Annotated in this window: 16 protein-coding genes; 3 read left to right on the forward strand and 13 right to left on the reverse strand. The window is 73.9% G+C overall.

The window, feature by feature from the left end:
• Nucleotides 1–32: 32 nt before the first annotated feature.
• The 3 genes from JXZ78_RS24840 to JXZ78_RS24850 all read right to left on the reverse strand — a co-directional run bounded on the left by JXZ78_RS24840 (nucleotide 33) and on the right by JXZ78_RS24850 (nucleotide 2,234).
• Nucleotides 33–806: an LPXTG cell wall anchor domain-containing protein gene (locus JXZ78_RS24840; protein WP_030021658.1), complete on the reverse strand. Its 774-nt coding sequence runs from the start codon at nucleotides 804–806 to the stop codon at nucleotides 33–35.
• Nucleotides 807–1,187: 381 nt separating this feature from the next.
• Nucleotides 1,188–1,685 (reverse strand): ATP-binding protein, encoded by a 498-nt coding sequence (locus tag JXZ78_RS24845; protein WP_030021657.1) that lies wholly within the window; start codon nucleotides 1,683–1,685, stop codon nucleotides 1,188–1,190.
• Nucleotides 1,686–1,865: 180 nt separating this feature from the next.
• On the reverse strand, nucleotides 1,866–2,234 hold the full coding sequence (locus JXZ78_RS24850; RefSeq protein ID WP_030021656.1) for an STAS domain-containing protein: 369 nt from the start codon (nucleotides 2,232–2,234) through the stop codon (nucleotides 1,866–1,868).
• Between the two features lie 261 nt (nucleotides 2,235–2,495).
• On the opposite strand from JXZ78_RS24850, the gene JXZ78_RS24855 reads away from it, so the two are divergent.
• Nucleotides 2,496–3,503 (forward strand): RNA polymerase sigma factor SigF, encoded by a 1,008-nt coding sequence (locus JXZ78_RS24855; protein WP_030021655.1) that lies wholly within the window; start codon nucleotides 2,496–2,498, stop codon nucleotides 3,501–3,503.
• Between the two features lie 143 nt (nucleotides 3,504–3,646).
• Here JXZ78_RS24855 and JXZ78_RS24860 read toward each other — a convergent pair whose 3' ends face one another.
• The 10 genes from JXZ78_RS24860 to JXZ78_RS24905 form a co-directional block, all read right to left on the reverse strand.
• The gene (locus JXZ78_RS24860; RefSeq protein ID WP_030021654.1) at nucleotides 3,647–4,096 is read right to left on the reverse strand and encodes a hypothetical protein; all 450 of its coding nucleotides are present in this window, start codon (nucleotides 4,094–4,096) and stop codon (nucleotides 3,647–3,649) included.
• A gap of 187 nt (nucleotides 4,097–4,283) precedes the next feature.
• Nucleotides 4,284–5,489 (reverse strand): imidazolonepropionase, encoded by a 1,206-nt coding sequence (hutI, locus tag JXZ78_RS24865; RefSeq protein ID WP_050502676.1) that lies wholly within the window; start codon nucleotides 5,487–5,489, stop codon nucleotides 4,284–4,286.
• 29 nt (nucleotides 5,490–5,518) lie between these two features.
• Nucleotides 5,519–6,844 (reverse strand): formimidoylglutamate deiminase, encoded by a 1,326-nt coding sequence (locus JXZ78_RS24870; RefSeq protein WP_030021652.1) that lies wholly within the window; start codon nucleotides 6,842–6,844, stop codon nucleotides 5,519–5,521.
• A gap of 74 nt (nucleotides 6,845–6,918) precedes the next feature.
• Nucleotides 6,919–8,154 carry an allantoate amidohydrolase gene (locus tag JXZ78_RS24875; RefSeq protein ID WP_030021651.1) on the reverse strand — a complete coding sequence of 412 codons (1,236 nt, stop codon included), beginning with the start codon at nucleotides 8,152–8,154 and terminating at the stop codon, nucleotides 6,919–6,921.
• Nucleotides 8,155–8,213: 59 nt separating this feature from the next.
• Nucleotides 8,214–9,872 carry a urocanate hydratase gene (gene hutU, locus JXZ78_RS24880; RefSeq protein ID WP_030021650.1) on the reverse strand — a complete coding sequence of 553 codons (1,659 nt, stop codon included), beginning with the start codon at nucleotides 9,870–9,872 and terminating at the stop codon, nucleotides 8,214–8,216.
• Nucleotides 9,873–9,993: 121 nt separating this feature from the next.
• Nucleotides 9,994–10,593, reverse strand: coding sequence for a hypothetical protein (locus tag JXZ78_RS24885; protein ID WP_030021649.1), 600 nt, complete (start codon nucleotides 10,591–10,593; stop codon nucleotides 9,994–9,996).
• A 105-nt stretch (nucleotides 10,594–10,698) separates the two neighbouring features.
• Nucleotides 10,699–11,742: a proline racemase family protein gene (locus JXZ78_RS24890; RefSeq protein WP_078624425.1), complete on the reverse strand. Its 1,044-nt coding sequence runs from the start codon at nucleotides 11,740–11,742 to the stop codon at nucleotides 10,699–10,701.
• Nucleotides 11,739–12,740: a dihydrodipicolinate synthase family protein gene (locus JXZ78_RS24895; protein ID WP_208870179.1), complete on the reverse strand. Its 1,002-nt coding sequence runs from the start codon at nucleotides 12,738–12,740 to the stop codon at nucleotides 11,739–11,741. Before JXZ78_RS24895 ends, JXZ78_RS24890 begins: the two co-directional genes overlap by 4 nt.
• Nucleotides 12,737–14,572, reverse strand: a complete 1,836-nt coding sequence (locus JXZ78_RS24900; protein ID WP_063726118.1) for an FAD-dependent oxidoreductase — start codon at nucleotides 14,570–14,572, stop codon at nucleotides 12,737–12,739. Before JXZ78_RS24900 ends, JXZ78_RS24895 begins: the two co-directional genes overlap by 4 nt.
• Nucleotides 14,560–15,801 carry an NAD(P)/FAD-dependent oxidoreductase gene (locus JXZ78_RS24905; protein ID WP_372498443.1) on the reverse strand — a complete coding sequence of 414 codons (1,242 nt, stop codon included), beginning with the start codon at nucleotides 15,799–15,801 and terminating at the stop codon, nucleotides 14,560–14,562. Before JXZ78_RS24905 ends, JXZ78_RS24900 begins: the two co-directional genes overlap by 13 nt.
• A gap of 185 nt (nucleotides 15,802–15,986) precedes the next feature.
• On the opposite strand from JXZ78_RS24905, the gene JXZ78_RS24910 reads away from it, so the two are divergent.
• Together JXZ78_RS24910 and JXZ78_RS24915 are read left to right on the forward strand one after the other, a co-directional pair.
• Nucleotides 15,987–17,369 (forward strand): type III PLP-dependent enzyme domain-containing protein, encoded by a 1,383-nt coding sequence (locus JXZ78_RS24910; RefSeq protein ID WP_078624424.1) that lies wholly within the window; start codon nucleotides 15,987–15,989, stop codon nucleotides 17,367–17,369.
• 29 nt (nucleotides 17,370–17,398) lie between these two features.
• Nucleotides 17,399–18,778 carry an APC family permease gene (locus JXZ78_RS24915; RefSeq protein ID WP_030021643.1) on the forward strand — a complete coding sequence of 460 codons (1,380 nt, stop codon included), beginning with the start codon at nucleotides 17,399–17,401 and terminating at the stop codon, nucleotides 18,776–18,778.
• The last annotated feature ends 7 nt before the right edge of the window (nucleotides 18,779–18,785 follow it).

The raw sequence follows: 18,785 nt of genomic DNA on the forward strand, positions 1-18,785 counted from the left end.
GGGGGCGGGGCCCTGGAAACGCGGTACCGGACTCAGGCGCGCTTCTGGTTGCGCCGGGTCAGCCAGAGGACGCCCGCCGCGCCGGCGAGGAGCACCGTGCCACCGAGCGTGCCGAGGGCGACGGCGGAGTCGGCCGGGCCGGTCTGCGGCAGTTCTCCGCCGCCGGAGGTGCCCGTCGATCCTCCGGTGCTGCTCCCGGAGCCGCCCGTGGTGCCGCCGGTGGACCCGCCGGAACCACTCGTTCCGCCGGAACTTCCCGTTCCGCCCGCGCTCTTGACGTCCAGGGTGAGCGACGGCTTCGGGTTGTTGACGGGGGTGCAGGTGGTGGTCGTCCCGAGGGCCTTGATGGTGAGCGTGGACGCGGTGAAGGTGACCTTGCCGCTCTTCCGGGGCGTGTAGGTCCCGCTCAGGTCACTGATCTTGATGGGCGTGTTGGCGGGGATCGCCTTGTCGTTGGGCGGCCCGGACACGGGCACGGTGCCGCTCTCCGCGCCGCCCAGCTCGATGAGCGCGCTCGGCTTCATGGCGCCCGCGCCCAGTTCGACGGGGCTGGAGGAGACGCCCTTCTGGAAGGACATCACGAGCTTGTACGCGCTGCCGCTCCGCGTGCTCCTGATGTCGATGGGCGAGACCGCGCCCTTGTTCCCGATCGGCGTCTTGCACTGGTAGTTGACGTCCACCACGTCGGCCTGCGCGGCCGGCGCGGTGAGCAGGACCGCGGACCCCGCCGTCAGCGCCACGGCCGCGGCCAGGCCGGCCGCGCGGCGGCGGGGGCGCGCGGCGTGCTGTTCGTAGAAGCGGGCCACCTTGAGTTCCCCTTCTCGCGGTTGAGCGCCGCCCGATGTTACTGACGGCACATCAGATCGGTGGCTCAAGGTACGCCGGGGACCTTGTCGAGGGAAGTCACAGAACAGGCCGGATCCGTACGGCGCGGGGCGCCAGGGGAAGGCGGGGAGCGCGTCGAGCGGGGCGGGAGGGGCGTAAGGGGCACCCAGGGGCGTAGGGGGTACGGGATGCGCAAGGGGGACGGAATGCGTACGCGCCACAGGGCGCGCGGCCGCGGAGCCACGCCACCCCGGTCACGCCGTACCGGCCACACGCCCGGTCGCGGCGCACACCGCCGCGCCCCGCGCTGCCCCAGGACACGAGGGGCCCCAGGGCGCGAAGACGGGCCCCGCCCAGGGGCCCTAAGAGGGAGCTGCCAGCTCCGCCCACACGGTCTTGCCCGTGCCGTCCGGGTTGCGTACGACTCCCCAGTCCAGACACAGGCGCTGCACGATGAACATGCCGTGCCCGCCGGGCCGCCCCGCCCGGTGGGGGGTGCGGGGCGCGGGCGAGCCCGCGCCGAGGTCGGTCACTTCGATGCGCAGCACCTTGGCGTTGCTGCGCAGCCGGAGTTCCTCGGGCCCCTCGGCGTGCAGGCAGGCATTGGTGACCAGCTCGGAGACCACGAGCAGGACGTCCTCGGCGGCCGCCCGCTGGTCGGCACCGGCGGCCGGGAGCCAGCCCCAGTCGTGCAGGCCCTGCCGGGCGAAGTCACGGGCTCGCGCGACGGCTCCCTGCACACCCGCCAGGCGCAGCCTGCGGATCTGGCCGGCCGGCACGGCCGGGGAGGCGGAGGGAGCGCCGGCGTTGCCCGGCTCCGGGCCGAGGTCGCCCGGCGGGTACGGCCGGGTGGTGCTCATCAGCGCTTCACCTCACCGATTCGCCATTTCACGGATAGCGGTTACCTGACAGATTCAACAGATTCAGATGTCTCCTGCCCGACGGGACCGTGAGAACACCCACTTCTTGGGTACGGAAGTTGTGACGCGGGCAACGCGCACGGGAGGAACCCCCGTGGAGCAGCGCCTGCGCCGCCACCGTCAGTCGGCGAGAGCCTTGTCGAGGGAGTCGTGCACGGTGAACACCGCGTCCGCGCCAGTGATCTCAAAGACCCGCGCCACCACCGGTTGCATCCCGGCCAGATGTACCCCGCCTCCCGCGGCCTCCGCCTTCAGGCGGGCGCCGAGCAGCACGTTCAAGCCGGTGGAGTCCATGAACTCCAGTTGCGAGCAGTCGACGACCAGTCGCGCGAAGCCGTCCGCGACGCACCCTTCAAGTGATTCCCGCAACAGGTCCGCGGTGTGGTGATCCAGCTCACCCGCGACGGTCACGATCGCGCTGGCACCTTGATGCCGGATCGCGACATTGAGCCGTCCCCGACTGGCACTGCCGACCGTCCCGCGGTCCATGCGCGTGCACCCCTCTTGCTGTCTCGGCGTCCGATTGCTTACGACTGCGCTGACCGAACACTACGCCTTCGATCCACACAGCTGGTAGCCGAACAATACGTAATTCTCAGCAAACCCGGACAACACGCACTTGCCATCTTCCGGCAAACCCAGGTAGGCGTAGTAAGGACACATTCGAAACGGCCGGCTTTGGAGGCGCCGCACACCGCAGCTTCGCGTAGAGGCATCGGCAGCCATATGCCGAGAACGATGGAGGACAACATGTCACCCCGGCTCGACGAATTGCGCACCGAAGACACCACGGAGACCGCGTCGTCGACTCCCTTGTCAGAGACCACCCTCGCAGAGGCCGCTCTCCAAGAGGCCGTCCTGTCCGAGGCCGCCCTGCCCGAACAGTCCCAGACGTCTCATTCCCCGCAGATCACATCTGAATCGTCCGCAGCGGACACGACGGGAATCCCCGAGCTCGACGGGCTGCCCGAGATCCCCCCGTACGCCGAGGTGGGGCCGGTGGACGCGCGGGCCCTGTCCAAGACCCTCTTCGAGCGGCTGGAGTCGCTGGAAGAAGGCACGCACGAATTCGCGTACGTCCGCAACACCCTGGTCGAACTCAACCTCGCGCTGGTGAAGTTCGCGGCCTCCCGGTTCCGCTCCCGCAGCGAGCCCATGGAGGACATCGTCCAGGTCGGCACCATCGGCCTGATCAAGGCGATCGACCGCTTCGAGCTCGGCCGCGGCGTGGAGTTCCCGACGTTCGCCATGCCGACCATCGTCGGCGAGATCAAGCGTTTCTTCCGTGACACCAGCTGGTCCGTACGCGTGCCCAGGCGCCTTCAGGAGCTGCGTCTGGACCTGGCCAAGGCCGGTGACGAGCTGGCGCAGAAGCTGGACCGTTCCCCGACGGTGAGCGAGCTCGCCGAACGCCTCGGCATCACCAACGACGAGGTCGTCGAGGGCATGGCCGCGAGCAACGCCTACACGGCCAGCTCGCTGGACGCCCAGCCGGAGGAGGACGACAACGAGGGCGCGCTGGCCGACCGCATCGGCTACGAGGACCACGGCCTCGAAGGCATCGAGTACGTGGAGTCGCTCAAGCCGCTGATCGCCGAGCTGCCCCCGCGTGACCGCAAGATCCTCTCGCTCCGCTTCGTCGCCAACATGACGCAGTCGGAGATCGGCGAGGAGCTGAACATCTCTCAGATGCACGTGTCGCGGCTGCTGTCGCGCACGCTCGTCAAGCTCCGCAAGGGGCTGATGGTCGAGGAGTGAGTCCGGCGGACACTTCGCGGTCGCTGCCGGCCTGACGGCCGGCATCTGCCCGCGTGGAAGAGGGCCTGCCCCGGAATGTCCGGGACGGGCCCTCCTCTGCTGTGACGGCGCTGTGGCGGGTGCCTGGCGCGCTGTACGGGTGCCTACCGCGTCGGTACGGGGGCGAGCAGCGTGGTGATGATCTCCTCGCCTTCCAGGCCCGGGCCGTTCTCCTCCGTGAAGGCGACGGTGACCTTCACGTCGTCGCCCGCGGCGAAGTGCGCGCCGGCGGCCGGCGTGAGGTCGAGCTTCAGGGCGCGGCTCCGGTAGTCGCAGGTGAGCGCGCCGACCGCGACGGTGCCGGTGGCGGACGACGCCGGGCCGGCCGGTCCGTCCGTCGTGACCGCCTTGCCGGTCAGCCCCCAGGTGTAGCCGGTGTCGCAGGAGTAGCCGAGGTGCACCGAGAGCTGCTGTCCGTCGAGCGTCACCCTGTCGATGGAGATCACGTTCGCCTTCGCCGCGGCGGCCGGTGCCGTGGCCAGGGCGGCGCCGCCGAGGACGGCGACGGTGGCCGCGGTGCCGGCGAGTCGGGCCTTGAGGCGGGTCGACTTCATGAGGTTCCTTTCCCCCCGCGCCGTCACCCTGGCCGAGCGCCGGAGCACCTCCGGCGGAGCTGGCTCCGGCGGGTTTTCTCCGGCTGTGCGGGTGACTGCGACAGTTGTTCGTGTCGGTCCCGGACCTTACGTGATCTACGCAATGTCCGGAACCGGAAACCGTGAAGTCGCCGCTCGAAGCCGCCGGTCAGACGCGTACGCCCCGGTGCCAGACGTCGGAGACGAGGGGGACGCCCGGGCGGTAGGCGAGGTGGACGTGCGAGGGCGCGTCGAGGAGCGCGAGGTCGGCGCGGGCGCCGGGGGCCAGGCGGCCGACGTCGGTACGGCGCAGGGCCGCCGCGCCGCCGGCGGTGGCGGCCCACACGGCCTCGTCGGGCGTCATCCTCATGTCCCGTACGGCCAGCGCGATGCAGAACGGCATCGAACTGGTGAAGGACGAGCCCGGGTTGCAGTCGGTGGACAGCGCGACGGTGGCGCCCGCGTCGAGCAGGGGGCGCGCGTCGGGCCACTGCGCGCGGGTGGAGAACTCGGCGCCGGGCAGCAGGGTCGCGACGGTCGCGCTGTGGGCGAGGGCGTCGATGTCGGCGGCGTCCAGGTGGGTGCAGTGGTCGGCGGAGGCGGCGTCGAGTTCGACGGCGATCTGCACGCCGGGGCCGTGGTGCAGCTGGTTGGCGTGCACGCGCGGCAGCAGGCCCTTGGCCTTGCCCGCGGTCAGAATGGCGCGGGCCTGGTCACCGTCGAAGGCGCCCTGCTCGCAGAAGACGTCGATCCAGCGGGCGTGCGGGGCGCAGGCGTCCAGCATCGGGCCGGTGACCAGGTCGACGTAACCGGCGGGGTCGTCGGCGTAGTCGGGGGAGACGATGTGCGCGCCGAGGAAGGTGACCTCGTCGGTGTGGGCGGCGGCGATGCGCAGGGCGCGGGCCTCGTCCTCGACGTTCAGGCCGTAGCCGGACTTGGTCTCCAGGGTCGTGGTGCCCTGGCGGAGCGCTTCGGCGAGGTACTTGGCGACGTTGGCGTGCAGCTCTTCGTCGGTGGCGGCGCGGGTGGCGGCGACGGTGGTGCGGATGCCGCCGGCGGAGTAGGCGCGGCCGGACATCCGGGCGTTGAACTCGGCGGTGCGGTCGCCGCCGAAGACCAGGTGGGAGTGGGAGTCGACGAAGCCCGGGATACCGGCCCGGCCGCCCGCGTCGACGTGACTGTCAGTGGCGGGTGCTTTGCTTGTCGTACCGACCCAGGCGACGCGGTCGCCGTCGAAGACGACGGCCGCGTCCTGGATCAGACCGAGGGGGCCTTCGCCGAGGGAGGGGTCGTTGGTGACGAGGGTGGCGATGTTGGTGATGGCGGTGGTGCGGCCGGTGGCGGCGCGCTCCGCGGCCGTGCTGCTGGGGTTCATCGTGGGGGTGCTCTCCTTCGGCCGCGGTGTCAGCCGTGTACGGCCGCGATGGCCTCGGCCAGTGCGATGGGGACGTCGGGCACGAGCGCGTGGACTCCGTCGCGGACGACCTGGCGGCCGCCGACCACCGTGTGGCGCACGTCCGCCCCGGAGGCGGCGAATACGGCCGTCTCGGCGCCCAGCCGGGGCAGCGGTCCCGCGGTGCGTACGGAGTCCAGCGCGACCGTGGTGAGGTCGGCGAGCGCGCCGCGTTCGATGGTGCCCGCCTCGTCCCAGCCCAGGGCGGCGTGGCCGTCGGCGGTGGCGGCCCGCAGCAGGGCGTTGGCGGTCCAGTGGCCGCGGGTGCGGGTGCGCAGCCGTTCGTCCAGCTCCATCGCGCGGGCCTCTTCGAAGAGGTCGATGACGGCGTGGCTGTCGCTGCCGAGCGACAGGGGACTGCCGGCGGCCTGGAGCTGGACGGCGGGGCCGATGCCGTCGGCGAGGTCGCGTTCGGTGGTGGGGCACATGCACACGCCGGTGGTGGCCGCGCCCAGCAGCCGGACGTCCTCGTCGGTGAGGTGGGTGGCGTGCACGGCGGTGGTGCGGCGGCCCAGGACGCCGTGGGCGGCGAGGAGTTCGGTGGGGGTGCGGCCGTGGGCCGCGCGGCAGGCGTCGTTCTCGGCGGTCTGCTCGGAGAGGTGGACGTGCAGCGGTGCCTGCCGCCGGTCGGCCCACTCCGCGACGGTGCTCAGCTGGTCGGCGGGCACGGCGCGTACGGAGTGCACGGCCGCCCCGATGCGGGCGTGCGGGCGGCCGTCCTTCAGGGCGGCGGCGCGCTCGGCCCAGGCGTCGGCGGTGCCGTCGGAGAAGCGCAGCTGGTGGTGGTCGGGCGGGGCGCCGAAGCCGGACGAGAGATAGGCGGTGTCCAGCAGGGTGATGCGGATGCCCGCCTCGTCCGCGGCGGCGATCAGGGCCTCGCCCATCGCGTTGGGGTCGGCGTAGCGGGTGCCACCTGGTCCGTGGTGGAGGTAGTGGAATTCGCCGACGCAGGTGATGCCCGTCAGCGCCATCTCCGCGTACACGGCCCGTGCGAGGGCGTAGTAGGAGTCGGGGGTGAGCCGGGAGGCGACCTGGTACATCACCTCGCGCCAGGTCCAGAAGGTGCCGGAGCCGACCTGGACCGTGCCGCGCAGGGCCCGGTGGAAGGCGTGCGAGTGGGCGTTGGCGAGGCCGGGGAGGGTCAGGCCGCGCAGGGCGACGGCGCCCTGCGGCGGGGTGGGCACCTCGGTCCGTACGGCGCTGATACGGCCGTCGGCCGGGTCCACGTCCACGGCCACGCCCGGCTCGACGTGCGTGCCGAGCCAGGCGTGTTCCAGCCAGTACGTCTTCGGGGCGGCCGGCCTCGGCCCGTCGCCTCCGGGGCGCGGGGCCGGTTCGGCTTCCTGCGGCGTCACCTGCACGCCAGGCCCTCCAGTACGTCGGCGAGTGCGGTCACCCCGGCGATGCAGTCGTCCTCGGCCGCGCGTTCGGCGGGCGAGTGCGAGACGCCGGTGGGGTTGCGTACGAACAGCATGGCGGTGGGGACGGAGGCGGACAGGATACCCGCGTCGTGTCCGGCGCCGGTGCCCAGCACGGGCACCTCGCGGGCGCCGCCCGGGCGGTGGTCCGCCGTGTGGGTGAGGATCTTGGCCAGCTCGTCCCGCAGGGCGTGCCCGAACTCGACGACGGGGGTGAAGGACTCCCGGGTGACCCGGACGTCGACCCCGTCGCGCGCGCCGTGTTCGGCGGCCGCCCGCTCGATGGCGGCGACGACGGTGTCCAGCGTCTCCTGGTCGGCGGCGCGGGAGTCCAGCCAGCCGCGGACCAGCGACGGGATGGCGTTGACGCCGTTCGGCTCGACGCTGATCTTGCCGAAGGTGGCCAGCGCGCCGTTCGGCTCGGCGCTCTTCCGGGCGGCGAGCACGGTCGCGGCGTAGGTGAGCATCGGGTCGCGCCGGTCCGCCAGGCGGGTGGTGCCCGCGTGGTTGGCCTCGCCGTGGAAGTCGAACCGCCAGCGCCCGTGCGGCCAGATGGCGGAGGCGATGCCCACGGGGTCGCCGGTCAGGTCGAGGGCACGGCCCTGTTCGACGTGGAGTTCGACGAACGCGCCGATGCGGGCGAGGCGGTCGGGGTCCGGGCCGATGGCGTCCGGGTCGTGGCCGGCCCGCTCCATGGCCTGCGGCAGCGTCACCCCGTCACCGTCCCGCAGCTGGTGGGCGGCCTCGACGGTGAGCTGTCCCGCGCTGAGCCGGGAGCCGACGCAGGCCAGACCGAAGCGGGCGCCCTCCTCGTCGCCGAAGTTGACGATCGCCAGCGGCTTGGCGGGCTCGGCGCCGCGGCGGCGGAGTTCGTCGAGCGCGGCGAAGGAGGAGACGACGCCGAGCGGCCCGTCGAAGGCGCCGCCGTCCGGCACGGAGTCGAGGTGGGAACCGGTGACGACGGCCTCGCCGGGGGCCACGTCCGCGGCGGACGCGGCGCCCAGCCAGGCCCACTGGTTGCCGTTGCGGTCCTGCTCGTAGGCGAGTCCACGGGTGCGGGCCTGGGCCTCGAACCAGGCCCGGCAGTCGGCGTCGGCGCCGGTCCAGGCGAAGCGGCGGTAGCCGCCGGAGGCGGAGTGACGGCCGATGGGCGCGAGGTCGCGCCACATCTCGTGGAAGGACGGCGCGCCCGGCCCGGCGGCGGCCGCCGGGCCGTCGTGCGTCGAGGTCACTCGCCCTCCCGCATCGGGATGCGCACGCCGCGTTCGGCGGCGACCTCGTCGGCGCGGTCGTAGCCGGCGTCGACGTGGCGGATGACGCCCATGCCCGGGTCGTTGGTCAGTACCCGGCGGATCTTCTCGCCGGCCAGCGGGGTGCCGTCGGCGACCGTGACCTGTCCGGCGTGGATCGAGCGGCCCATGCCGACGCCGCCGCCGTGGTGCAGGGAGACCCAGGAGGCGCCGGAGGCGACGTTGACCATGGCGTTGAGCAGCGGCCAGTCGGCGATGGCGTCGGAGCCGTCGAGCATCGCCTCGGTCTCGCGGTACGGGGACGCCACCGAGCCGCAGTCCAGGTGGTCGCGGCCGATGGCCAGCGGCGCCTGGAGGGTGCCGTCGGCGACCATGTCGTTGAAGCGCTCGCCCGCCTTGTCGCGCTCGCCGTAGCCGAGCCAGCAGATCCGGGCCGGCAGGCCCTGGAAGTGCACCCGCTCGCCCGCCAGCTTGATCCACCGGCCGAGCGACTCGTTCTCCGGGAAGAGGTCCAGGATGGCCCGGTCGGTGGCGGCGATGTCCTTGGGGTCGCCGGACAGCGCGGCCCAGCGGAACGGCCCCTTGCCCTCGGCGAACAGCGGCCGGATGTAGGCGGGCACGAAGCCGGGGAAGGCGAAGGCGCGCTTGTAACCGGCGAGTTCGGCCTCGCCGCGGATAGAGTTGCCGTAGTCGAAGACCTCGGCCCCGGCGTCCATGAAGCCGACCATGGCCTCCACGTGCTTGGCCATCGACTCGCGGGCCCGGCGGGTGAAGTCGGCGGGCTGCTCGGCCGCGTAGGCGGCCATGTCCGCGAAGTCCACGCCGAGCGGGAGGTAGGCCAGCGGGTCGTGGGCGGAGGTCTGGTCGGTGACGATGTCGATCGGCGCACCGTCGGCGAGCATCTGCGGCAGCAGTTCCGCCGCGTTGCCCAGCAGGCCGATGGACAGCGGTTTGCGCTGGTCACGGGCTTCGACGGCGAGCTGGAGGGCGTGCTGGAGGCTGTCGGCCCGCACGTCCAGGTAGCGGTGCTCGATGCGCCGCTCGATGGCGCGCGGGTCGCAGTCGATGCAGATCGCGACGCCGTCGTTCATCGTGACGGCGAGCGGCTGGGCGCCGCCCATGCCGCCGAGCCCGGCGGTGAGGGTGATCGTGCCGGCCAGCGAGCCGTTGAACTTCTTCGCGGCGACGGCGGCGAACGTCTCGTACGTGCCCTGGAGGATGCCCTGGGTGCCGATGTAGATCCACGAACCGGCGGTCATCTGCCCGTACATGGTCAGGCCCAGGGCCTCCAGGCGCCGGAACTCCTCCCAGTTGGCCCAGTCGCCCACCAGGTTGGAGTTGGCGATCAGGACCCGCGGCGCCCACTCGTGCGTCTGCATGACGCCGACCGGCCGCCCGGACTGGACGAGCATGGTCTCGTCCTGCTTGAGCGTGGTCAGCGTGCGGACCATCGCGTCGAAGGAGCGCCAGTCCCGGGCGGCCTTGCCGGTGCCGCCGTAGACGACGAGCTTGTCCGGGTGCTCGGCGACCTCCGGGTCGAGATTGTTCTGCAGCATGCGCAGCGCGGCTTCCTGCTGCCATCCCCGGGCGCTCAGTTCCGTACCGCGCGGTGCCCGCACGGGTCGCGGTCCTGACATGGGCCGTGCCTCCCTGACGTCGATGCGAATGGATCGAGCTATTCACATCTTGGGGTGCTGAATAGGGCTAGTCAACAGGTCGGGGCGGTCCGTCCGCCGCCCCGGCCCGCCGGCCACGCCCTCAGTCCACCGTCTGGTCGCCGTCCGGCACGTCCGTCACCGTGACCTTCGCGCGCGGCTGCCCCAGGCCGTCCGCCACCGCCGCCGCCAGGCCGCCGGGGTCGGGCTCGGCCGGGAACGGCACGGTCTCGCCGTCCCCGTAGCTCTCGATCGCCTTCGTGAAATAGCCGGGGAGCCAGGCACCGACCGCGCCCCTGACCTCGACCGCGGCCACGTCCCGGCCGCCCACCCGGTCCCGCAGGGCACCGAGGATGCGGTCGGAGCGGTACTCCCCCGGCACCTGGAACAGGCTGGCGTGCGCCCCCACCAGGCCGCCGTCCGCGAGGCGGACCGTCACGGTCAGACAGCTGGTCACGCTCGGGTAGAGCAGGGTGCCGCCGGGAGCGGCCTCGCGGACCTGGCCCTCGGTGATCCGTACGGCGAAGGCCGGGGCCGGGGCGGGAGCCGGGACCGTGTGCGCAACGGAAGCCGGCACCTCGCCCGTACCCGTGCCGGAAGCCGTCGCCGTTCCGCTCTGCAACGCCAGCACCGCGGCCGCGGCGGCCAGCGTGCAGGCTCCGCGCCGCGCGTGCCGCCGGCCCGATATCCCCTTGGTGAACATGTACTCCGCTTCCTCTCCGCTCGTGCGCGACGGCCGCGCACGACAGTTCACCTTCGCAGCCGCACACCCGGAACCGGGAACCCGCCACCGCCTCCGCCACGGGCGCTACAGCACGAATCCCCGGGGGAACGGGTCGGTCGGGTCGAGGACGTACCGGGCCGTGCCCGTGATCCAGGCCCGACCGGTGACCGTGGGCACGACCGCCGCCCGCCCGCCGACCCGCTCCGTGCCCACCAGCCGGCCCGTGAAGCGGGTGCCGATCAGGGACTCGTTGACGAAGGGCCGGTGCAGCGGGAGCGCGCCGCGCGCGTGGAGCTGGGCCATCCGGGCGCTGGTGCCGGTGCCGCAGGGCGAGCGGTCGAGCCAGCCGGGGTGGATGACCATGGCGTTACGGGAGTCCGAGCCGTCCGGTCCCGGTGTGCCGGGGGCCGTGAACTGGACGTGGTGGCAGCCGGAGATGGCCGGGTCGGCCGGGTGCACGGGCCGGTCGCGCTCCTCGACCGCGGCCATCACCGCCAGCCCGGCGGCGATGATGTCGTCCAGGTGGGCGGCGGCGAACGGGATGCCCAGCGCGGCGAGCGGGGTGATCGCGTAGAAGTTGCCGCCGTAGGCCAGGTCGTAGCGGACCTCGCCGTAGCCGGGCACCTTCACCACGGCGTCCAGTTCGTGCGCGTACGAGGGGACGTTGTGCAGGGTGACGTGCTCGGCGCGGCCGTCGCGCACCGCGACCCGGGCGGCCACCAGCCCGGCCGGGGTGTCCAGCCGTACGGTCGTGACGGGCTCGGTGACCGCCACCATGCCCGTCTCGACCAGGACCGTCGCGACGCCGATCGTGCCGTGCCCGCACATCGGCAGGCATCCGGAGACCTCGATGTAGACGACGCCCCAGTCGGCGTCGGGCCGGGTCGGCGGCTGGAGGATCGCACCGCTCATGGCGGGGTGCCCGCGCGGTTCGTTGACCAGCAACTGGCGGATGTGGTCGAGGTGTTCGGTGAAGTAGCGGCGGCGTTCGGCCATGGTCGCGCCGGGGAGGGTGCCGACGCCGTCGGTGACGACGCGCGTCGGCATGCCCTCGGTGTGCGAGTCCACGGCGCCGAAGGTGCGCACGCTGCGCGCGGCGAACGGGGCCGAAGTGCCGTCGGCCGTCACCGCCCCTCGGCTTTCGCCCAGATCTCCAGCGCCTGGACGGCGCCGCGCATGTCCGCGTCCAGCTGCCGCCGGTGCTCGGGCAGCAGCGGGCCGCGCGGCGGCCGGCAGGGCCCGCCGTACCGGCCCACGAGGTCCATCCCGCGCTTGATCGCCTGCACGAACTCGGTCCGCGAGTCCCACCGGAACGCGGCGACCAGCGGTTCGTACAGCTCTCGCGCCTCGGCCACCCGCCCGGCCCGGGCCAGCTCGTAGAGGCGTACGCAGGCGGCGGGGAAGACGTTGGGGAAGCCGGCGAACCAGCCGGTGGCGCCCATCAGCAGTGCCTCCAGCACCAGGTCGTCGGCGCCCGCCACCACGTCCAGGCCGGGGGCCTGCTCCTTGACGTGCAGCACCCGTCGGATGTCCCCCGAGAACTCCTTGACGGCCACCACCCCGTCGATCGCCGCGACCTCGCGCAGCGTCTCCGGCGTCAGGTCGACCTTCGTGTCGAGGGGATTGTTGTAGACCATCACCGGCAGGCCGACGGCTGCGACCTCCTCGAAGTGCCGCACCACCTCGGCGGTGTTGGCCCGGTAGAGCGTGGGCGGCAGGCACAGCACGCCGTCCGCGCCGTCCTCGGCCGCCAGCTCCGCCCAGTACCGCGCCTGGTGCGAGCCGACCCCGTGCACGCCCACGACGACCCGCGCGTCCCGCCCCACCGCCGCGACGGCCGTACGGGCCACCGCGCGCCGCTCGTCGTCGGTGAGGGAGGAGTACTCCCCGAGCGAACCGTTCGGACCGACGCCGTGACAGCCGCTGTCGACGAGCCAGCGACAGTGCTCGGCGTACCGGTCCAGGTCCGGCCGGAGCCCGGCGGGGGCGCTCCGGTCCTCGGCGTACGGGAGGGTGGTGGCGACGATGACGCCGGTCAGGGGCGTACGGGAGGCGGCCGTGCCGGATGTACGGGACGTGGGGGACGGGTGGGACGTACGGGACTGCGGCGTCGCGTGGTCCGTCATGTCGGGTCCTCTCGGTACGGTGCGGCGGGGTCGGGAGCGCCGGGGTCGAGGGCGGTGGGGTCGAGGGCGGTGGTGGCGCGGGGCTCGGGACCGGGTGCGGCCAGGTCGGCGAGGCGGACCGGCTGGGCGATCGGGCGCCGGTCGGCCGTCTGGGGGTCGGGAAGGGTGCCGGGGCCGCAGAGTCCGGCCGCGTTGCGGGCGCAGATCCGGCCCTGGCAGGGGCCCAGGCCGACGCGGGTGGTGAGCTTGAACGTGCACATGCCGTCGGCCGCGAGGCCGTCACTGGCGTCCGGACCCCGCTCCCCCACCGCCGTACGCAGGACGCCGTACGGGACCTCCTCACAGCGGCAGACGAGCGTGTCCTCACCGAGCCAGGTGTGCCAGCCGTCGCGTACGGGATGGGCGGCGGCGAGCAGCCGGGCGAAGCGGCGGCCCGCGAGGACCCGCCGCCGGGCGGCCGGGCCGCGTGCCACCACGTCGGCCGGGGCCCACCCGGCCGCGTCACCGCGGTGCTCCGCCCAGTGGGCCGCCGCCAGCCCCGCCAGTTCGCCTTCCGCCGCGGCGAGTGCCGCGCCGCCGATGCCGGTGGGCTCACCCGCCGCGTACACGCCGGGTACGGAGGTCTGCTGCCGGGCGCCGACCGCGACCCAGGTGTTGTCGCGCAGCGCGCAGCCCGCGGCGAGGGCGAGTTCCAGTTGCGGGGTGAAACCGTAGCCGACGCAGACCGCGTCCACGTCCTCGATGCGGCGTTCGCTGCCGGGGCTGATCTGCCATTCGGGGGTGAGGCGCGCCACCGTCACCGCCTCGACGCGGTCCCGTCCGTGCGCCGCCACGACGGCCTGGCGGGTCCGGTAGGGGACGCGGTGTCGTGCCAGCCTGGCGGCGTAGGTGAGCAGTTCGGGCAGTTTGGCGTGCCCGTCGCGGAGCGCGGCCACGGGGGTGCGCAGCCAGGCGGCGGGCGAGCCCGCCTCGTACACCCCGAGGACGCGCGCGCCCACGGTGAGCAGCGACGACGCGACCGGCAGCAGGAACGGTCCGGTGCCGGAGACCACCACCCGGCGGCCGATCGCCGTCCGCTGGCCCTTGGCGAGGGCCTGCGCCGCGCCCGCCGTGACGACGCCCGGCAGGTCCCAGCCGGGGAACGGCAGGGCCCGGTCGTACGCGCCGGTGCACAGGACGAGCGCGGCGGTGCGCAGTGTGTGGGCCGTGCGGCCGGGGGCGTCGGCAGGGCCTTGGAGGACGTGGACGGTCCAGCCCGCATCCGTTCGGTCCTGCGTCCCCGAGGGCGGGCCACCGCCCGGTTCCAGCGCCCAGACCGTGCTCCCCGGCAGCCATGCGATGCGCGGGTGTTCCTGTACGGCGCGGACCGCCGCGCCCCGCGCCGGGCCGTCCGCCGCCTGCCGGAGGAACTGCCCGCCCGGCCGCTCCCCGTCGTCCACCAGCGTCACCCGCGCCCCGGCTCCGGCTGCCGCCAGCGCCGCCGCCAGGCCCGCGGGCCCGGCGCCCACGACGACCACCGGCACCGTCACCTCACGCGCCGCCCCCGGGGTCGTGCCCGCGCCCGTCTCCGGGGGGAGACACGGCAGCCGCGCGCCCTCCTGCGTCTCGATGCGGTCGCCCGCCTCGACCACGCGCCAGCAGGCCCGTACGTCCGGTACGCCGTTGACGACCACCAGACAGTCGTGGCAGACGCCGATCCCGCAGAAGATCCCGCGCGGGCGGCCGCCGCGGGTGGTCCGCCAGGAGGCGCGCCCGGCGGCCAGCAGGACCGCGGCAGCCGTCTGGCCGGTCCGCGCCCACCGCTCGGCGCCGTCCACCGTCACGCGGAACACCGCGCCTCCTCCGCCGCCAGTCCCGGCCGGGCCACCCGGTACGGCTCCGGGTCGAGGCACGGCGGTTCGCCCGCGTACAGCTGGGCGAGGAGTTCGCCGGTCGCGGGTGCCAGGCCGATGCCCGCGCCTTCGTGTCCGGTGGCGTGCCACAGGCCCGGCAGGCGCGGGTCCGGGCCGATGACCGGGAGGTGGTCGGGGGTGTACGGGCGGAAGCCGCCGTACGCGCGGATCACCGGGACGTGGCCCAGCACCGGGAACAGCGCCGTCGCCTTACGGGCGAGCTCGCGCAGGACGGCGACGCGGAAACGTTCCTCGAAGCCGGACCGCTCCCGGCTGGACCCGATGAGCACGGTCCCGCCCCGGGTCGCCTCGACGACCGTCGAGGTCCGCAGGTCCGCGTCGCCGCTGCCGACGGCGCCCACGTAGTCCGCGTCGTACACCTTGTGCCGGACCGTGCCCGGCGGCAGCGGCGCGGTGACCAGCACCAGGCCCCGGCGCGGCTGGACGGGCAGCGGCGCGCCCGCCTCCCCCGCGAACCGGCCCGCCCACGGCCCGCAGGCGTTGACGACCGCCCCGCACGGCAGCGTCCCGGCCGAGGTGCGCAGCGCCGTCACCCGCCCGCCCGGTCCCCGCTCCACACCGAGCGCCCGCACTCCGGCCCGCAGGATGCCGCCGCGCCGCCGTACGGCATCGAGCAGCGCGGCGGCCGCCGCGACCGGCTGGACCTGGGCGTCCTGCGGGTAGTGGACGGCGGCGCGGACGCCCGGGGCGAGGTGCGGCTCATAGGCGTGTACGTCGTGCGGGCCGACCTCGCGGGCGGTGACCCCGGCGGCCCGCTGGGCGGCGGTGAACCCGGCCAGCGCCCGCGCGCCCGCCTCCCCGAGGGCGACGACCAGGCCGCCCTTCGTCTCGTACTCGCACCGCTCCGCGAGCCCCGTGCCCAGTTCCTCACCCAGTTCCTCACCCAGCTCCGCGAGCAGCCGTGGCCAGCGGGCCGACGAGGCCAGCGCCAGGTCGAGTTCGGGTCCTGGCGGCTTGTCGGAGACGAGCAGGTTGCCCTCGCCGTGGGCGGTCGTGCCGGAGGCGAGCGGCGCGCGGTCCAGCACGGTGACCCGTACGCCGCGCCGGGTGAGCGCCTCGGCGCAGGCCGCGCCGATGATGCCGCTGCCGACCACGACCACGTCGGGGTACGGGGGCCGGGGCGGCGGGTACGGGGAGCCCTGCCGCACCGCCGGTCTCGCCTGGACGTGCCGGTATCGCGTCAACCCGCACCACCGTTCCGCGTCGCGCGTCTGCGTGAAGGGACCCCTCGTGAGAGCGCCGTGACGTTATTGCCGCGTGCCGAAGAGGTCAACACCGCCTGCGCGTGCGCCGGTCGATGGCAGCCACGGCGGGCAGGTGGTGGAGTGGTGGCATGAGCCCCGCGACGCCCCCGCCCCCGCCGTCTCCCGACTCCTCCGCAGGCCCCTCCCCGGCCCCCGCCCTGCGCGACCGCGCCGTCGCGGCAGCCGTCACCCAGGGGCTGGTGAGCGCCGCCGACCCCGTCGCGGGGCTGCTGGACATCACCGGAATCCGCCGTTCCGCCGCCGAATTGCGCGCCGCTTTCGACGAGTTCACCGCGCCCGGCACGCCGGTGCTGCACGCCTTCGCCGTCAAGGCCGCCTCGCTCGTCCCCGTCCTGCGGCTGCTCGCGCAGGAGGGCCTGGGCTGCGAGGTCGCCAGTCCCGGCGAACTGGCGCTGGCCCGCGCGGCCGGTGTGCCGCCGGCCCGCACCGTGCTGGACTCGCCCGCCAAGACCCACGCCGAGCTGCGCGAGGCGCTCGCCCTCGGCATCGCCGTCAACGCCGACAGCTTCGGCGAACTGGACCGCCTGGACGCCCTGACCGCCTCCGCGCCGACCACCTCGCCGCTGGGCCTGCGCGTCAACCCGCAGCTCGGCGGCGGCAGCATCGACGCGATGAGCACCGCCACCGGCACATCGAAGTTCGGCGTGGCGCTGCGCGACGCGGACGCCCGCGAGCGGGTCGTACGGACCTTCCTGGACCGGCCGTGGCTGACCCGGCTGCACGCCCACGTCGGCTCCCAGGGGATGCCGCTGGAGCTGATGGCGGACGGGGTGCGGGTCCTGTACGAGCTGGCCGAGGAGATCAACGAGAAGGCCGCGCGGGCCCAGGTCACCACGCTGGACATCGGCGGCGGCCTGCCGGTGAACTTCGCGTCCGACGCGGTGGCGCCCACGTACCGCGACTACGCCCGGCTGCTGCACCGCACCGTGCCCGGCCTCTTCGACGGCCGGTACGGCCTGGTGACCGAGTTCGGCCGCTCGCTGCTCGCCAAGCACGGCCTGGTCCTGGCCCGTGTCGAGTACGCCAAGTCGGCCGGCGGGCGGCGCATCGCCGTCACCCACGCGGGCGCGCAGGTCGCCACCCGTACGGTCTTCGCGCCGGACGCCTGGCCGGTGCGGGTGGCCGCGTACGACGCGCAGGGGCGCCCCAAGACCGGTGAACCGGTCGCCCAGGACGTCGCCGGGCCCTGCTGCTTCGCGGGCGACCTGGTCGCCCGGAACCGGCCGCTGCCGCCCCTGGAGCCGGGCGACCACGTCGCCCTCCTGGACACCGGCGCGTACTACTTCTCCACCCACTTCGCCTACAACTCGCTCCCGCGCCCCGGCGTGCACGGGTACGCGCCGGGCCCGGACGGCGCCCCGCGCTGGGCGACCGTGCGTGCCGCGCAGCGCCTGGCCGAGCTGGTCGCCGAGAGCGGCGGCGGGTACGGGGACGCGCTCACCCAGCTCTAAAAATCTTGTGCAGCGGGCATGCCGGGCTCATGCGGACCCCCTCCACGGACTCCTCAGGACCGGCCGGCCCGAACGGCCCGAGCGACCCGGACGGCCAGGACACCCCGCTGCGCCGCGCCATCGGTCCCAAACTGCTGATCCTGCTGGTGGTCGGGGACATCCTCGGCACCGGCGTGTACGCCGTCACCGGCAAGGTCGCGGGCAAGGTCGGCGGCGCCCTGTGGCTGCCCTTCGTGATCGGCTTCGGCATCGCCGCGCTGACCGCCGCCTCGTACGTGGAACTGGTCGGCAAGTACCCGAAGGCGGCGGGGGCCGCGCTCTACACGCAGAAGGCGTTCCGGGTGCCGTTCCTGACGTTCCTCGTCGCCTTCATGGTGATGTGCTCGGGCCTGTCCTCGGCGAGTGCCGCGGCCCGCGCCTTCAGCGGCGACTATCTGCGTACCTTCGCCGACCTGCCGCCGACCCTGGTGGCGGTGGTGTTCGTGCTGGCGCTGGCCGCGCTGAACCTGCGCGGTGTGGCGGAGTCGGTCAAGGCGAACGTGGTGCTGACCCTGGTCGAGGTGTCCGGCCTGCTGATCATCATCGGGCTGGGGGTGTACGCGGTCTGGACCGGCGGCGGGGAGCCGGCGCGGCTGGCCGAGCTGGACACCGGCGGTACCGGTTTCGCGGTGCTGACCGGCGTACTGGGCGCCACCGGACTCGCCTTCTTCGCCTTCGTCGGCTTCGAGGACTCGGTGAACATGGCGGAGGAGACCGCGCACCCCGGCCGCAGCTTCCCCCGCGCGATCTTCCTCGGGGTGGGGATCACCGGCACCGTCTACGTCCTGGTGGCCCTGGTCTCGTCGCTGCTGGTCGACCACCGGCGGCTCCAGGAGTCGTCGGCGCCGCTGCTGGAGGTGGTGCACGCGGGCGGCGTGACGTTCCCGCCGACGGTGTTCGCGCTGATGGCGCTGTGCGCGGTCACCAACTCCGCGCTGATCAACATGATGATGGCCTCCCGGCTGTGCTACGGAATGGCCAACGAGCGCATCCTGCCGCGTGCCGTGGCCCGCGTCCTGCCGGGCCGCCGCACGCCCGTCGTCGGCATCGCGCTGACCACGGCGCTGGCCCTGGGGCTGGTCCTCACCGGCGAGATCGAGGGCCTGGGCGACACGACGGCCTTCCTGCTGCTGTGCGTCTTCGCGGTCGTCAACGTGGCGGTGCTGGTGCTGCGCCGCGACCGGGTGCCGCACCACCACTTCCGTACGCCCACCGCCTTCCCGGTGCTCGGTGCCGCCGGGGCTCTCCTCCTGGCCAGTCCGCTGGCCGACCGGGCGGTCGAGGTGTACGTACGGGCCGCCGTGCTGGTGGTGATCGGCATCGCGCTGTGGGGCGTGAACCGGCTCGTGCTGCACGTACGGGGAGAGTGACTCCCGG

It is taken from the genome of Streptomyces monomycini (assembly GCF_022271435.1).
GTDB lineage: Bacteria > Actinomycetota > Actinomycetes > Streptomycetales > Streptomycetaceae > Streptomyces > Streptomyces monomycini.

Excerpts from the sequence above, each read along its gene's own strand:
- JXZ78_RS24845 (WP_030021657.1), bottom strand. The coding sequence starts at position 1,685 with ATGAGCACCACCCGGCCGTACCCGCCGGGCGACCTCGGCCCGGAGCCG.
- JXZ78_RS24850 (WP_030021656.1), bottom strand. The coding sequence starts at position 2,234 with ATGGACCGCGGGACGGTCGGCAGTGCCAGTCGGGGACGGCTCAATGTC.
- JXZ78_RS24855 (WP_030021655.1), top strand. The coding sequence starts at position 2,496 with ATGTCACCCCGGCTCGACGAATTGCGCACCGAAGACACCACGGAGACC.
- JXZ78_RS24860 (WP_030021654.1), bottom strand. The coding sequence starts at position 4,096 with ATGAAGTCGACCCGCCTCAAGGCCCGACTCGCCGGCACCGCGGCCACC.
- hutI (WP_050502676.1), bottom strand. The coding sequence starts at position 5,489 with ATGAACCCCAGCAGCACGGCCGCGGAGCGCGCCGCCACCGGCCGCACC.
- JXZ78_RS24875 (WP_030021651.1), bottom strand. The coding sequence starts at position 8,154 with ATGTGGCGCGACCTCGCGCCCATCGGCCGTCACTCCGCCTCCGGCGGC.
- hutU (WP_030021650.1), bottom strand. The coding sequence starts at position 9,872 with ATGTCAGGACCGCGACCCGTGCGGGCACCGCGCGGTACGGAACTGAGC.
- JXZ78_RS24885 (WP_030021649.1), bottom strand. The coding sequence starts at position 10,593 with ATGTTCACCAAGGGGATATCGGGCCGGCGGCACGCGCGGCGCGGAGCC.
- JXZ78_RS24895 (WP_208870179.1), bottom strand. The coding sequence starts at position 12,740 with ATGACGGACCACGCGACGCCGCAGTCCCGTACGTCCCACCCGTCCCCC.
- JXZ78_RS24910 (WP_078624424.1), top strand. The coding sequence starts at position 15,987 with ATGAGCCCCGCGACGCCCCCGCCCCCGCCGTCTCCCGACTCCTCCGCA.
- JXZ78_RS24915 (WP_030021643.1), top strand. The coding sequence starts at position 17,399 with ATGCGGACCCCCTCCACGGACTCCTCAGGACCGGCCGGCCCGAACGGC.